Origin of the sequence: Bremerella sp. P1 (genome assembly GCF_028748185.1) — a bacterium.
Lineage (GTDB): Bacteria > Planctomycetota > Planctomycetia > Pirellulales > Pirellulaceae > Bremerella.
Window position 1 is genome coordinate 5,647,476 of record NZ_CP118164.1, and the last position, 14,496, is coordinate 5,661,971.

The window sequence follows — 14,496 nt, forward strand, 5'->3', positions numbered from 1 at the left end:
CTAAAATTCCGGTGCCTTGAATTCTCCGGAGCCGACCCCCATGCCCAGTTTGACGATTGAGAACTACGTAAAAGCGATCTATCAGATTGCGCTTCAGGCACCGGAAAAGGCGGCCTCGACCGGTGAAATCGCGATTGCCCTGGAAGTCTCGCCGGGGACGGTCACTAGCATGCTGAAGACCCTCAGCGAGACCGGTCTGGCCTCGTACACCAAGTACGAAGGGGTTCGTCTGACCGAGAGTGGCCGCAAGCTGGCGTTGCGTGTGCTGCGTCGCCACCGATTGATCGAGCTGTTTCTGGTGCACACCCTCGACCTGGCGTGGGACGAAGTCCACGAAGAGGCTGAGAACATGGAGCATGCCGTCAGCGATTTCCTGGTCGATCGGATCGATCAGTTTCTGGGGTATCCTTCGTCCGACCCGCATGGCGATCCCATTCCGACGGCCGACGGAAAGATTCGCACCGAACAAGGCGTCAAGCTCACCCAGTGGGAGCCTGGCAAGCCGTTTCGCCTGGTACGCGTGATGGACCAAAGCTCGGACTTCCTGCGTTACCTCAGCGAAGAGTCGCTCCAGCCAGGCTGCGAAGCGAAGCTGATCAGCAGCCGAGTGGAAGCGGGCATCGTCACCATCGAAATCGAGGGCCGCACCACGGCGCTGGGATTGGAAGCGGCCGAAAAGCTGATGGTCGCCGCCGTCAGTTAAACCCCTGGTGTGCTCGGCGGCGGAGTCATTGCCGGCTGATGGCCTAGCGAGCGACGGACCATGGTGAGCTGCCCACTGTGCAGGCCTTCGTGCCAGATGGCGGTCTCGAACACTTGCCCGTAGTCTGCCAGGAAGTCAGGCGTACCGTCCGGTGTTTTCGTCGCCAGGTCATCGTCGCTCAGTGATCCCAGTATCTTGAGAAGTACCTGGCGTCGCTCGTCCATGTACCCTCGGACTTCTTCGATCGGCGGGTAATCTTCCAGCTTGGGGGATGGGGTCGAGCCCAAACCGAACATCTCTTGATAATTCTCTTTTGTCTCCGCTTTCTCTGGGGCTAATAGCGAAATGAAAAAGTTGTCGGTCGTGGCCATGTGACCAATAAACCACAGGGCATGGTTGCTCTGATTGCAGACCTGCGCCACCCAATCCTCCGGCTTTTGGAAGTCTCCCAGGATTCTTGTCGTGAAGCCGCGGGCCGACTCAAGTTGATGTTGTAGACGCTCGATCATGGACATGGTGTCTCTCCTGGGATGGGACTAGCTAGGTCGATCAAGGGAAGAGCCCGCATTGCGGAGTATCTCCAAGAAGCACGAAACTTGCTCTTCGCTGTAACCGCCAAAGAAGTCCTCGTGAACCTTTTCCTGTAGCTGGGTAATGACCGGCTTGAGTCGCTGCAGCGTCTCTTGGCCTTGCGGCGTCAGGTAAATCCGCAACGCGCGCCGGTCAGCTGGATCTCGCATGCGGCGAATCAGCTGCGCCTTTTCCGTACGATCCAAAAGGCCTGTCATGCTACTGGCATCCAAGTGGACCTCTTCCGCCAGTTCACTTGGCTTTTGTCCGTTTTGGCACTCAAGACAAGAAAGCATAAACAGTTGGGCTGGGGTAACTTCGTACGCTGCCAAACCGTCGGCGTAAATTCGCGAAATCTTTCGCATCGCTACGCCGAGATGAAAGCAGAGCAGGTCGTCTTTTTTCCAATTCATTCGGAGGGTATTTAAAAAGAGGTTGCCTCGCACATCAATTCTAGCGATGGGCGCATGCGGGGCAAAAGCAATTCAATGGGGAGGGATTCAATCGGCGGGAGCCTAAGCGGGGCGAACGGTCACCACGACTCCCTTGAACGCAGGCGTTTTCGATTTGGGATCGGCCGTTCGGGAAACGAGGGTATTGGCTTCCGGGTAATACATCAAGGCGTTTCCTGGTTTGATGTCGGTAAACTCGTGAACGACGAAATTGTCGATCTGACCGATATTCGACTTGATAATCACTTTCTGGCCTGCGGCAACGCCCAGACGCTTGCAGTCATCAGGGTGAAGCACGATGACATCCCGTCGGTCGATGCCGCGATAGATGTCGTATTCTTCATACACCACAGTATTGAATTGCCCCTCACTACGCACCGTCATCAACCGAAGTTCGTTTTTTCCGGTCCCTTTTAGCTCAGGGATCTCATCGTGATGCAAGATCAGTCGCCCGCTGGGCGTAGGAAATTTGGGCGTGTGGAAGGTTCGCCCGTCGATTTGAAATTCTTCTTTGGTTTTGTCGATATGGGCGATCTTTTCAAAGCCAGGCACCACCTTCGCCAGGGCAGCACGAATCTTGTTCGTGTCTTGCATCGATTTCCAATCGATGGGAGTACGATCCTCAAGAACTCCTTCCCCAATCGAAGCAATCACGTCGACTTCACCCCGTGGGCCGTCCAGTCGGCGTGGTCCGCCGTCCGACATGCGGACGTAATTGAACATCGATTCCTGGGTCGACTGGTAAGGCTCTTCATCGCGAGCCAACACCGGCAGGATGATCGTCTCCTTGGCCAGGCCATGCGCGTGTCCGGTGTTCAGCGTCGTGCTCAAGTAGACCATCGTATCGAGGCTTTGGATCGACTCTGCCGCGAAGGCCAGGTCGGGGTTACTGCCGTAGAGATTGCCACCCAGGCAGAAGCCCATTTTCAGCTTGCCCGAGTGGGCATCTTCCATGCAGCCCAGCGTATCAAGGCCCGGCGTAGTGGGAAGCTGAACGCCGTATTCCTTTTCGAGCCCATCGAAGATGGCTTGTTTCAGCGTCGGCGTAACACCGACTGAACCAATCCCTTGCACGTTGGAGTGCCCGCGGATTGGCATCAAGCCGCAACCAGGCTTGCCGACCATGCCACGCACGGCGGCCAGCCCGGCAATGGCCTGAACATTGTTCACGCCGTGGGCATGATGGGTGATGCCCATCGTCCAGCTGAAGATGACACGTTTCGCTTTGATGTAGCGCTGGGCGATGTCCTCGATCTTCAGCTTGCCGACGCCGGACTTCGCTTCGATTTCTTCCCACGGGAGGTTCTTCAAAAACTCGATCCACTCGGCCGTATTCTCGCAGTGGTTGTCGAGGAACTCTTGGTCTTGTCCCCCCAATTCCAGCACGCGCTTGGCGATGCCGTAGAGCAGGGCGAGGTCTCCACCGATGTCGGGTTGAACGTAGAGTGTCGCGATCTTGGTGCCAAACAACAGGCTGATTGGATCGCTCGGCACGCGGAAGTTGACCAAGCCTGTTTCAATGACGGGATTGATGACGATCACCTCGCCACCACGCCGACGAACTTGTTTGAGTGTCGACATGAGCCGCGGGTGATTGCTGGCCGGGTTACCACCGATCAGAAACACAAGGTCGGCGTGCTCCACGTCATCAAGCACGATCGTGGCGGTGCCACTACCGACGGTATTGGCCAGTCCGACACCGCTGGCCTGGTGGCAGTAGTAGCTGCAGTTATTGACGTTATTGGTGCCATATAGACGCGCGAAAAGCTGCAGCAGAAATCCTGCTTCCATGCTGCTGCGGCCACTGAAGTACCAAAAGGTTTCGTCGGCGGCCAGCGACTTCAGTTTGTTCACGACCCTACCCAGGGCATCTTCCCATGAGATAGGGCGATAGTTCTGGGTGCCTTCCTCCCATAGCATCGGCTGCGTAAGGCGGCCCGCATGCTCCATCTGGTAAGGAGTGAACTTCTTGAGTTGAGCGATGCTGTAGGTCTTCCAGAAGTCTTCCGGAATGGCACCCTGCATGTCGGCGGCCATGGCCTGCATCGACTTCTTACAGACTTCCGGGAACGAGCCTTCCTCGTTGACCATGCCTCCCTTTTGGCCGCCCATGCCCAGTGCGCAGGTCTTGCACGCATTCTTACTCCGCATGGCTTTCCAGAACTTCCAGTACCCGCCCGACTCGCGAGCTTTCTGAAAGGTGTACCGGATCGCTTGCCAGCCGCCGCCACTGGTTGGCTTTTTCATATCGGGTCATCCTGAATGAGTAAGAGTTGAAGAGGGCAGTTCTTTCGACGTTCTCCTGAGAACCGTCATTCTAGCAGATCGGGCGAGATGCGAAATGTGGAAGCGCAAATCTCAGGCCCGCATGATTGTCCGAGATGCAAGCGAGCACGCCAAGACGTTGCTCGCTGATATCCCAGACCCCATAGCGGGCCCTCTTCCAATTGTTCAATCAATGGTTATTCGGAAGCGACGTTCACGTAAACCTTGAGCGCCGAGCTGTCCTCGACCAGCAGTCGCATCATTTCAGCGTAGTTGTCCAAGCCGTCGACCGGGTTGGTCAGGATCTTTTCCGTGACGCCAGGGTACATCATTTCGCCCAGGGCCAGGTCCTTGATACCCATCTCGAAGTGGTCGCGGTTGGCGTTCACACTACCCAAGAGCAGCTTGTTACCCAAAACCCATTCCAGGTTAATCTTCGAGGTCGGCAGCTCGTGCTTGTCGCTGTCGCCGGTCACACTGGTGAAGACCAGCACGCCGTTAAGCCCCAGGTACTTCATGCTCTCGAAAGCGATGATGCTGCTACCGGTGGCGTCGACGATGATGTCCGGGCGACCAGTCTTCTTGACCAATTCGTCCAGGTCGGTGTTCTTGGTGCTGACGTAGTTCGCTTCCATTCCCTCGGTGATCTCTTGCTTGAGATGCGGGCCAGGGGAGCGGGCAATCGTGCTGACCTGCAGACTACGAAGGCGTAGGCAAAGCGTGGTGAGCAAGCCAATCTGGCCGGCACCCATCACCCAGGCAACCTTAGGGCTCCAGACCTTCATACGACGCTGCACTTCATAAGCCTGATGCACGGCCTTAGCAGCACAGCTCATGGGCTCCATCAAGACGTGCAGGTGAGTCAAACCTTGCGGGACGCGAATAATGTAGTCTTCTTCGTCGACGAACTTCTCAGTGAGGTAACCGTGCAGCAGGTTGATACCGCGCTCGTAGTAGGTTTCCTCGCTGGTCATGTCGTAGGTGCCGATCTTGTCGTAGATCGAACCACCGGGACGACGAACCGTGGCGGTCACATAGTCACCTGGCTTGAACCGCGTCACGTTCGGGCCGACGGCTTCGACGATGCCGAATGACTCGTGACCGATCACCATGAAGTCGTCCCCTGGAGGCGCGTTTCCGTAAAGGGCTTCGTTGATTTCTTTGTCGGTCGCATCAACCCCAACTTTAAGCACCTTGACCAGCACGCCCTTGCCGTTGGGGAACTTATCGAGGGAGGGTTCAGGAATATCACGAAGATGAACGCTGTTGGGGGTCCCGGGTTTAACCGCAATCGCCTTCATAAGGAGCCGACTCTTCAGGATAGTAGGGTGAGTGTTTGGACGGGTTTACGCATTAAAGCAGCGTAATTTACCATAATGCCCACCTTAGAGGAATCGGGGCGACCGCATGAAGTTCAATTCCGTTAATGAACTTTGTACGTTGGAAAATTGTCCTGCTTGGTGACGGCCGGAATTAAAATATCTTCTACTTCTCGGGGGAATTATGACGGAACCTGCACCGTTTCAGCGTTATTTGGACTTGGCTCCGGAAGAGAACTGCGCGATCGCTTTGCAGATTCAACACGAGCAAGAATTCCCCAAATTCCAGCTCGCTACCGAAGAGCAAGCCAGTATCGTCCATCCCCCGTATCAGTGGACCATCAAAGAAGTCGTGGGACATTTAAGCGATACGGAACGTGTTTTCGCGTATCGCGCCCTTCGCTTTGCACGTGGCGACACGACACCGCTGCCTGGTTTCGATCAGGACGCGTACATGCTGACGGCCAATTTCAACGAGCGGTCGTATGAAGAACTGGTCCAGGAACTGAATTGGGTACGCCAGACAACCGTTGAGTTGTTTCACACGTTGCCATCGGATGCGTTCGAGCGAGAAGGCACCGCCAGCGGCTTTTCCTGGACGGTCCGCAATCTGGGCCGCTGCTGCGTGGGGCATATGAGGCATCACCTGGAGATTGTGCAGCGACGGGTCAGCGCAGCGTAGTATGTCTACTGCCGTTGCTGTGCCTGACGCGGTGAGTAGCGTGCGTCAATCTGCTGCTTTAGGCCTCGGAAGTCAGGATTGTTGGGGTCGATCTCCAGCAAATCGGCAATAGCTTGATCGGCGTCGTCCCATCGCTCGAGGTATTGCGCGATCAAGGTGTACATGTAGGCGTACTGCACGCTGTTGGGTTCCAGTTCTTTCGCCTTCTTGTAGGCCTCGAAGGCCTCGTCATAGAACGGCGCTGCGCTATCTGGGGTTGTATTGCGAGCGGCCAGGTAAAGGGCCGATCCGAACTGATACTGCAGTGGCGCAAAGTTTGGCTGTTGGCTGACGTCACGCTTCAAGTTGTCGAGTTCTTCCAGGCGGAAGCGGGCAATCTCGACGGCTCGCTTGGCGAGGTCAGTCGTCATTGCTTCAGCCGCCGGGCGATTGCCTTGAACGACCAGTTGCCGCATACGCTGCTCTTCCATGTCTTGCCGCTGCTGGAGCAAGCTGATCAGGTTGGAACGCGGTCCGGTGAAGTTCGGTCCGATTCGGATGGCGGTGCGGTAGGCCTTTTCGGCCTTGGCAACGTCGCCCATGCGTTCATACAGCACACCCAGAGAAAGGTGCGCAGACGGCTGATCGCTATCACGTTCTAGCTGGACGATTGCTTCGTTGAGGGCCCTCTGGAAAGCCTCGCTTTTGCCACGCAGGCGAAGGGCTTCGGCATCTTGGTTAGCCAGCGACCAGGCCGCCTCGGTACGTACGGCACGGTCTTCGTCGGAAAGGCGAGTAAGCAGGGCATCGAGCACCTGACCTTGAACATCAGGGGCGACCGCCGGTAAGTCGCGCAGTGTTTCAATCGCAGCGATCCGCACTTGGGGATCATCGTCGGAAAGATAACGCAGCGCGGTGCGGACACCGTCCTCGTTCAGGTAGTTGGCTAGGTACATCATGCCACTGGCCCGAACGATGCCTGGCTGCTGGGTATCGCGAACCAATTCGATCAGGTCTTTGCCGGCATTGGGATGATTGTCCCAGGCCTTTTTCAGCTTGTAAGCGAAGTGTTCTCCCTTAGGAATCTTCGACGTCTCGCCGTACCACTGGTCGACGGCATCGAGGGCCCACTTGTCGACTTTGGCCAACGCTTCGCGAACCTTCTCGTCACCGCCACGGGCAAGCGCCATCCATTGGTCGTACCTTTTGACTTCGGGATGCTCTTCGGTGGGAAGCTCAGCCTTGTCGAGATGGCATTTGGTGCAAGCGTTGGGCGTACCCAGGTTGACCGAAAGATCCGGTCGTGGAATGCGAATGCTGTGATCTCGCCGCGGATCGACTTCCATGTACGTTGTCTCGGGCATGTGGCATTCGACACAGGAAGCACCTGTCGAGCCTGTTTTGTGGAAGTGATGGGCAGGCGTATCGTACTTACCGGCGGGATGCTGATGGCACGACGTGCACAGCAGATTCCCTTCAAACTTGATCTTGGTCGAGTGCGGGTCGTGACAATCGGTGCAGCGGATGCCCTTGTGGAACATCTTGCTTTGCAGGAACGAACCATAGACGTAGTCCTCGTCCATGATCTGGCCGTCGCAGTAGTAGGTGTGCTCGGAAATCAGCTCGTTGCTGTATTGGTCGTAATAGTTGTTGCCGCGTTGATAGTCGGGGCAGATAACCTGCCGACGCGAATGGCACGTTCCGCATGTTTCGACCTGGTTGAGCTGAGCTTCGGTCGTATCCCCCTTCAGCTTCTTCAGTCCATAGCCCAGGTTGCGATCCCAGAACAGGCTGGTCGACTTGGCAAGCTTAACGTGGGCACTGCCGGGACCATGGCACGTTTCACAGCTGACGTCAATTTCCGAAAACGTGGTGTGGAACGTATCGGTGGCCAGGTCGTGGTTCTTCTGCAGATTGGTCGAATGGCAGTCAGCACAGTAATGATTCCAGTTCTGAGTGCGACCAGTCCAGTGCAGCGGATCGTCGACTTCCAGCTTCTCGTGCACGTCGGGCGGCGACAGGTAGAACCACTCTTTCTTTTCGGTATCCCACGAAACACGGAGCACCTGCACGCGGCCAATGGAATCTTCTTCGGAGCCAGGCGTTGGCGGTTCGATCTCGACCATGTATTGCTGAAGTGGGCTCACGCCGAAAACGTACTTGATCTCGAAGTCTTGCAGCTCGCCGTCAGGGCCTTCGGTATTGATCATGTACTTTCCGTCGCGGCGGAACATTTTCGACGTGATGCCGTAATGTTCGATCTCTTGGCCATCGAAATCAGCCAGCACCGTTTCTTCGGTTGCCAGGTCCATGGCCAGGTCGTGGTACGAGCCTTCCCACTTGGCGTGCTCGGACTGATGGCATTCGATACACGAATTCCGCCCGACGTAGGTCAGCTTGGTGTCTGACGGCATGGCGTAGTACCAGTCGGCCGTGACCAAAGAGACAGCCAATAGAATGAAAATCAAACTTCCACCGGCCAGAAGGACCGAGCGAGGCATGGTCTTGGAGGTGGCGGACGATTGCTTGCGTTTTTGCTTGCGTGATGCCATGGATGATGAGGGAAGAGATCTTATTTCAGGATAAGTGCGGCAGGAAACATACCATTATTACGAGTGTGTCCCCGAGAAGGGAACATGCCGAGTCACTTATGAAAACAATTCCCCCAATTCGACCGCCTGACTGGGCCAATAGGTCGACCTATCCTATCTATAACAATGATCCGTGTTTTCCGCACGAAGTTTACCGCAGACGAGATGTTTCCCCCGTTGACGAACCTAACGGGAAAACTTAATGTCTAGGGTTTCCATGGCGGCATAGCTCAGTTGGTTAGAGCAGCGGAATCATAATCCGCGTGTCGGGGGTTCGAGTCCCTCTGCCGCTACTTTTGCGATAAGTCATTGTTGAGACACGCTTTATGTAAACGCCTTGCAAGGTTTTGTGAGGCGTTTTTTCATGGGGTTCGGCTACATTTCTTTTTGCTTAGTTCGTCGCCTCGAACAGGACTTTGTCTTCTCGCCGGATCCGCCATGCTGAGATTGGTAGCAGGATGCAGCCTGCGATAAGAGCCGACCAGGGAGCCTGAAGAACAAGTGGGCCGCCGATGGCAATCGCCAGCAGGCCGACTTCCGACGGATGGCGAAGATACCGGTAGATTCCCGCCGAAACAGGCGGGGCGTCGCAGCAGATGTCGGATACAAATCTAGGTCCCAAAGCATAAATGGCCGAACCGCGAAGGAAGATGCCTGCGGCCAGGAGGCCGACGCCACATGTCGATAGAAGCCAAGACTGACGCTGGGTCAGCCAGTGTTCCAGTTGAGCTCCCCAGAACATCACGAGGAGCGTCAGTCCGACCAGGGCTGCAACTTGCAGGGCGCGCGGGTCGCGTTCGCTTTCTCGCTCCGGGAGCGTGACGAGGAGACTTTCGATCAGGCCTGCTGCTCCGACAAGTGCCGCGAACACTAGGACCGAGGCCTGAACAACATCGCTCCCAGATAATAGTAGCGTCGGCAGAAGGATGATGATCAGATGTAGCAAGTGCCCCATAGCGAATGTTGCAACACTGCGGGGCGATGAGTGCGGCATCAGATCAATTCCTCGGTTTGCGAATCCTGGAAGTGCTTGATCAATTCCTGGACTTGAGCTTTTGGTATCGCCAGGGTATCGGCGAGGTGATTAAATGCTCGATCTTGGGAAGGCGTCATCTCGCCGGCGGCGGTCATCACCTTGTAGGCCAGTTTAAGAACCAAGGCGCGGCCATGTCCCGAAAGTCCTTCGACCAGGCCACCGACGAACATACTTAGCGTAACCCGCGATTCTGCGGCCATTTTGATTTCCTGGTCGAGAGTCGAGTCCGCGACCGGCAGCCCTGTGAGTTCCATGTATTGCTTTTTGATTTCGGCTCGTTCGAAGCGATCGACTTCCTCGTCGGCAAGGGCTGCGACGATCATCACCCGCAGCATCTGCTGCATGGTCTGGGCCTTTTCTTGTTCCGGGTCGTAGTTCCAGACTTCTTCGGCAAAGTTCCCGCCACACGAATGACACTCGACGTAGCGTCCGCGAGATCCCATGGGAATCAAGGGGATGAAATAGAGGGTGAAGAACGTGCGGACATTCTTCAGGCTGCCGTCGCGTTTGGTACGGCACTGCGGGCAATTGAAATGATTGCTTTCTTCCGTCGAAGCAATTCCCCGGGTACCAAAGATGATCATGGACAGAGTCCTTTATGAAGCGAAGAGGAGGATAGGAATGGGTCGCCAATGGGAGATCAGACTAGTCGGCCGTGAGGATAAGTGGGGTGCCAAAAAGTGGTGCTTATTAGACCTTCTGGAGAGGGGCACGTCAAGCAATTCTGGGCGGATTAATGCGAGGTGAAAACCCGAAGAACTTCTCTTCTAGTCATTGCCCGATATCTGCTAGGATCTCGCCCCGTACTCGTCTGCAGGGGCTGATTCCAAGGAAGTCTTTCAATGTCAAAACCGCGCTTCGGATCCATCAAACGCTTTCGTGGCTATAAGCCGAAATTTGACCGCCTCGAGGAACGCCAAGTACTTAGCGGCATGGGCTTGGTTGATGGATTATCTGCTTTGGAAGATCCTGGCCATGACGAAGATTACGATTGCTTTGGTAACGAGCTGCATGCCCTGCCGATGCCCAGTCTCGAATTCAGCGTCGCTGATGCAACGGCACCTGGAACGAATGAATCGAGTGCTCCGATTGCTGCGGACGCTCCCCTTTCGGAAACGTTCCTCCTGAACAGCAATCCTGGAGCTGCCCATACCATCTATCTCGATTTCGATGGGCATACGACCAGTGGGACATCTTGGAATAATGCTTTTGAAGGCGGCAATGACTTCGTGACACCGGAGTACGACTTCAGTGGCGATGCCGGATTCAGCGACGCTGAATTGCAACGTATTCAATACATTTGGCAGCGCGTCGCCGAAGACTTCGCCCCGTTTGACGTGAACGTGACCACCCAAGACCCTGGCACCGATGCATTGATTCGTAGCGGTTCGGGCGATACCGCTTGGGGTGTCCGCGTGGTGATCGGTGGAGATGGCACATGGTACAAGTCAGGTGTTGGCGGTGTGGCTTATCTCAACTCTTTTAATTGGAGCAGCGACACGCCTGTTTACGTCTTCGAAAATAATCTTGGCAACGGACACGAAAAGTACACCGCCGAAGCGATTAGCCATGAAGCTGGCCACGCCCTGGGACTTTCGCACGATGGAAACACTTCAAGTGCCTATTACCAAGGCCACGGAAGTGGCGAAACGGGTTGGGCTCCGATCATGGGGGTCGGCTACTACAGGAACTTAACGCAATGGAGTCAGGGCGAATACTCCGGAGCCAACAACCTGCAAGATGACTTGGCAATCATCACAGGCTCGAATGGATTTGGGTATCGCGCTGACGACCATGGCGATGCGTCCGGTGCAGCGACGGAAATCACTGTCACCGGAGATTCGGTGAGTGGATCCGGAATCATCGAAACGAACACCGATGTCGACGTCTTTACTTTTTTCTCAGGTACGGGGCAGATCGATCTTTCTATTCTGCCTGCGGCACGAGGGGCAAATCTTGACGTCTTGGCAGAATTGTATGACTCGTTCGGAGAGCTAGTCGCAAGTAGCAATCCACTTTCATCGCTATCGAGTCAACTTAGCCTCGCAGTTGACGCAGGGCAGTACTTTCTGCATGTCAGTGGTGTCGGTGAGGGAGATCCGCTGAGTACCGGCTACAGCGACTACGGCAGTCTCGGGCAGTACACGATTAGTGGCTCGGTCGTGGGCGTCACAGGTAGCGATAGCCTGTCCATCGCTGCAGTTACCCCGCAGAAGGTAGAAGGCGATAGTGGCACGACTGAGTTTTCGTTCCAAGTGACGCGTAGCGGTGATGCTTCTACTGTGAGCAGTGTCAATTGGAACGTCGTGGGCATTGGAGCCGACGCTTCTGATTTCGTCGGAGGCGTCTACCCGGGTGGTACTCTTCAGTTCGCTGAGGGCGAAACGGTTAAGACGATCACCGTGTCGGTTCAAGGAGACACCGATGTCGAGGGCAACGAGTCGTTTAGCGTTCAACTCTCGGGGGCATCGACGGGAACACTGCTCGCAGCCAGTTCCGCTTCGGCCACGATTCTGAACGATGATGTGCCACCGGGAGTTACCGTTTCACCGACCAGTGGATTGACGACCAGTGAGAATGGCGACTCGGCCTCGTTCTCGGTTGTTTTGGATACGCAACCAACGGCCGATGTTGTCATTACCGTGACATCGTTGGATACCACGGAAGGAACGGTTGATAAATCGACGCTAACGTTTACACCATCTAACTGGGATCAGGCACAAGTCGTTACCGTTACAGGTGTCGATGATGCCGAACAGGACAATCAGCAGACTTACATGATTTCCTTAAGTGTCGCATCGAGCAGTGACAATTCCTACGACGGCCTCGACGTCGACGATGTAACTGTGACCAATGACGACAACGAGAGCAAAGGCAAAGGAAACTCCGGTACCAAGGGAGGCGGCGGTGGCGGAGGCGGTGGAGGTAAAGGCGGCGGCAAGGGAGGAGGTACGAAGCCTGGTAAGGGGAATGCCAATATTGAAGCCCTTGGGATTATGCTCGCATCGGATCTCACGAGTACCGACTCGAACACCGAAGAGACTGAGGGTTGGATTTTGGTGCCTAACAGCGCCACAGCAGAGCAGGGCACTCACCAAACTGGTGGCGAGGACCATGCGAAATGGGAGGAACACCGTCCTGACGTTGTCCATGAACTGGCGGTGAACCGTCCAACCAACGAAGATCTCATCGAGATTCTAGCAACCGCTCATCAACGGTCGTCTGCAACAGGAAACCCAACTGCCAGCGGTCCATCGTCGTCTGACTTACTTGATCAGGCACTTTGCGAGATCTTAGAAGGCGGATTGTAAGTTCGTGAGAATGGGCTTCAAGATATCTTGGATTCGTCTCATGAACTCGATTTCGACATGAGCAGCCTAGCCAGTTAACGCGGTTAGGCTGCTATGTTGTTACCACTGGCTGTGGTCTTTGCTATCCCATTCCATGATCGCGATCGGAAGTAACTTTCGCTGGACGAATACTTGAAATCGGTCGCTTAAGAACTGGTTTAATTCGTGGAGCCCAGCTTCAGTCGATGCTCGTCGATATCTGCCAGTGTGGACTTTGCTTGCTGCCGTAGACGGTCAACGACCCGCGGATGGGAATCGCTAACGTCGCTCGTTTCGCCCTGATCGTTTTCCAGATCAAACAGCAGTGGGTTGTCCATCGTTACGTCGGCCTTGCCATCCAGCTGGTCGCCCCCAAATTGCAGTTTCCAGTTCCCGCTGCGAATGGCCCGCGGTTGGCCCCAGCCATGCCAGTAGAGTAGTTGGCTGCGTCCCTGCTCGACTGAGGGATCGACCAAGGTATTCCATAAGTTTTCGCCATCGATCTTTTGGGCCTCGTCAGGCACGTTCAGCTCAATGCCGCAAGCCTGGGTGAGCGTCGGAAAGAGGTCGATTGCCGACACGATGGCATCGCATGTTTGCCCTGCCTTGATAACGCCTGGGTAGCTAATGATGCCAGGCACGCGGGTACCTCCCTCCAAGGCGGACCATTTGCGACCAGCAAAGGGCCCAGCGCTGGCATCTTTCTTTTGCAGTCCTTCAGGACCATTGTCGGAGATGAATATGACGATCGTGTTTTCCTGTATTCCGCGCTGTTCGAGGGCGGCAAGGATTTCGCCGATGCGGTGATCGAGTTCTTCCACCACTTTCACGTAAGAGGGAGCATCGGTGCGCTTTTCCCAATCTGGGTGCGCCTCGGCAGGGAAGTGTGGGGCCGTGAACGGGAGATATAGGAACCAGGGCTCATCTGACTCGGTGTTGATAATTCGAATCGCCTCCTGGGTGAACGTTTCGGTTAGCCGCCGATTGTCGAAATCCTTCTGCACGAGTTGGCCGCCTCGATACATGTCGCGACCCTGATTGTTACTGGCTTCGATATAGTACGACTCGTCAAACCCTTGATGCATGGGACGTAGCTTGCCACCGCCGATGTGCCACTTGCCTGTCATCGCCGTGCGATACCCGGCCGCCTGAAAAGCTTCCGCCATGGTGTAAACCTGGGGGGACATACCCAGCGACCATTTGATGCGGTGCCCCAGGACACCTCCATTCCAACCGAGTCGGCTGGGGTAAGAACCTGACAAGAGGGCCATCCGTGAGGGAGTGCAAACGGAAGCGCCAGCATAGAAACTTGTCAGGCGCATGCCGTCTTCGGCCAGCTGATCGAGGTTGGGGGTTTCGATGGTCTCGCTGCCATAGCAGGAAAGGTCGCCATAGCCGATGTCGTCGGCCATCATCAACAAAACATTGGGACGCACCTTGGCTGATAAAGTCTGGTCTGCAACGGCGAGGCGAAGTGTTCCATGGTTAGCGAAAGCCACAAGCAGAATCACACCGAAGTAGAGCAATTGTTGACGTACTGCAGTATTCAATATTTCCATCTCTTTTCCTC

11 protein-coding genes and 1 tRNA gene are annotated in these 14,496 nt (G+C 55.5%); 4 read left to right on the top strand and 8 right to left on the bottom strand.

From position 1 onward, the window contains the following. The first annotated feature begins 40 nt into the window (after positions 1 to 40). Complete coding sequence (locus PSR63_RS23370) at positions 41 to 703, top strand: metal-dependent transcriptional regulator (protein ID WP_274328090.1); 663 nt, start codon at positions 41 to 43, stop codon at positions 701 to 703. Here PSR63_RS23370 and PSR63_RS23375 read toward each other — a convergent pair. The 4 genes from PSR63_RS23375 to PSR63_RS23390 form a co-directional block, all read right to left on the bottom strand. After that, positions 700 to 1,218: a DinB family protein gene (locus PSR63_RS23375; protein ID WP_274328091.1), complete on the bottom strand. Its 519-nt coding sequence runs from the start codon at positions 1,216 to 1,218 to the stop codon at positions 700 to 702. The genes PSR63_RS23370 and PSR63_RS23375 overlap by 4 nt on opposite strands. 21 nt (positions 1,219 to 1,239) lie before the next feature. Beyond that, positions 1,240 to 1,686: a MarR family winged helix-turn-helix transcriptional regulator gene (locus tag PSR63_RS23380; protein ID WP_274328092.1), complete on the bottom strand. Its 447-nt coding sequence runs from the start codon at positions 1,684 to 1,686 to the stop codon at positions 1,240 to 1,242. A gap of 102 nt (positions 1,687 to 1,788) precedes the next feature. Continuing rightward, positions 1,789 to 3,972: an FdhF/YdeP family oxidoreductase gene (locus tag PSR63_RS23385; RefSeq protein ID WP_274328093.1), complete on the bottom strand. Its 2,184-nt coding sequence runs from the start codon at positions 3,970 to 3,972 to the stop codon at positions 1,789 to 1,791. Positions 3,973 to 4,187: 215 nt separating this feature from the next. Beyond that, complete coding sequence (locus tag PSR63_RS23390; protein WP_274328094.1) at positions 4,188 to 5,291, bottom strand: glucose 1-dehydrogenase; 1,104 nt, start codon at positions 5,289 to 5,291, stop codon at positions 4,188 to 4,190. A gap of 202 nt (positions 5,292 to 5,493) precedes the next feature. Here PSR63_RS23390 and PSR63_RS23395 point away from each other — a divergent pair, with 202 nt between their 5' ends. Next, positions 5,494 to 5,991, top strand: a complete 498-nt coding sequence (locus PSR63_RS23395; protein WP_274328095.1) for a DinB family protein — start codon at positions 5,494 to 5,496, stop codon at positions 5,989 to 5,991. A 5-nt stretch (positions 5,992 to 5,996) separates the two neighbouring features. Here the strand turns inward: PSR63_RS23395 and PSR63_RS23400 are convergent, their stop codons facing one another. Continuing rightward, a complete protein-coding gene (locus tag PSR63_RS23400) occupies positions 5,997 to 8,522 on the bottom strand; it encodes a HEAT repeat domain-containing protein (RefSeq protein ID WP_274328096.1) in 2,526 nt (841 codons plus the stop codon). 258 nt (positions 8,523 to 8,780) lie between these two features. Between PSR63_RS23400 and PSR63_RS23405 the strand changes: the two genes are divergently transcribed. Continuing rightward, positions 8,781 to 8,854 (top strand) — tRNA-Met (locus PSR63_RS23405). A 98-nt stretch (positions 8,855 to 8,952) separates the two neighbouring features. Here the strand turns inward: PSR63_RS23405 and PSR63_RS23410 are convergent. Together PSR63_RS23410 and PSR63_RS23415 are read right to left on the bottom strand one after the other, a co-directional pair. Further along, complete coding sequence (locus PSR63_RS23410) at positions 8,953 to 9,555, bottom strand: methyltransferase (protein ID WP_274328097.1); 603 nt, start codon at positions 9,553 to 9,555, stop codon at positions 8,953 to 8,955. Further along, on the bottom strand, positions 9,555 to 10,181 hold the full coding sequence (locus PSR63_RS23415; RefSeq protein ID WP_274328098.1) for a tellurite resistance TerB family protein: 627 nt from the start codon (positions 10,179 to 10,181) through the stop codon (positions 9,555 to 9,557). The genes PSR63_RS23410 and PSR63_RS23415 overlap by 1 nt, the downstream gene beginning before the upstream one ends. A gap of 258 nt (positions 10,182 to 10,439) precedes the next feature. Here PSR63_RS23415 and PSR63_RS23420 point away from each other — a divergent pair, with 258 nt between their 5' ends. Beyond that, positions 10,440 to 12,908, top strand: coding sequence for a Calx-beta domain-containing protein (locus PSR63_RS23420; protein WP_274328099.1), 2,469 nt, complete (start codon positions 10,440 to 10,442; stop codon positions 12,906 to 12,908). Positions 12,909 to 13,105: 197 nt separating this feature from the next. Here PSR63_RS23420 and PSR63_RS23425 read toward each other — a convergent pair whose 3' ends face one another. Continuing rightward, positions 13,106 to 14,485 carry a sulfatase-like hydrolase/transferase gene (locus PSR63_RS23425; protein ID WP_274328100.1) on the bottom strand — a complete coding sequence of 460 codons (1,380 nt, stop codon included), beginning with the start codon at positions 14,483 to 14,485 and terminating at the stop codon, positions 13,106 to 13,108. Positions 14,486 to 14,496: the final 11 nt, after the last annotated feature.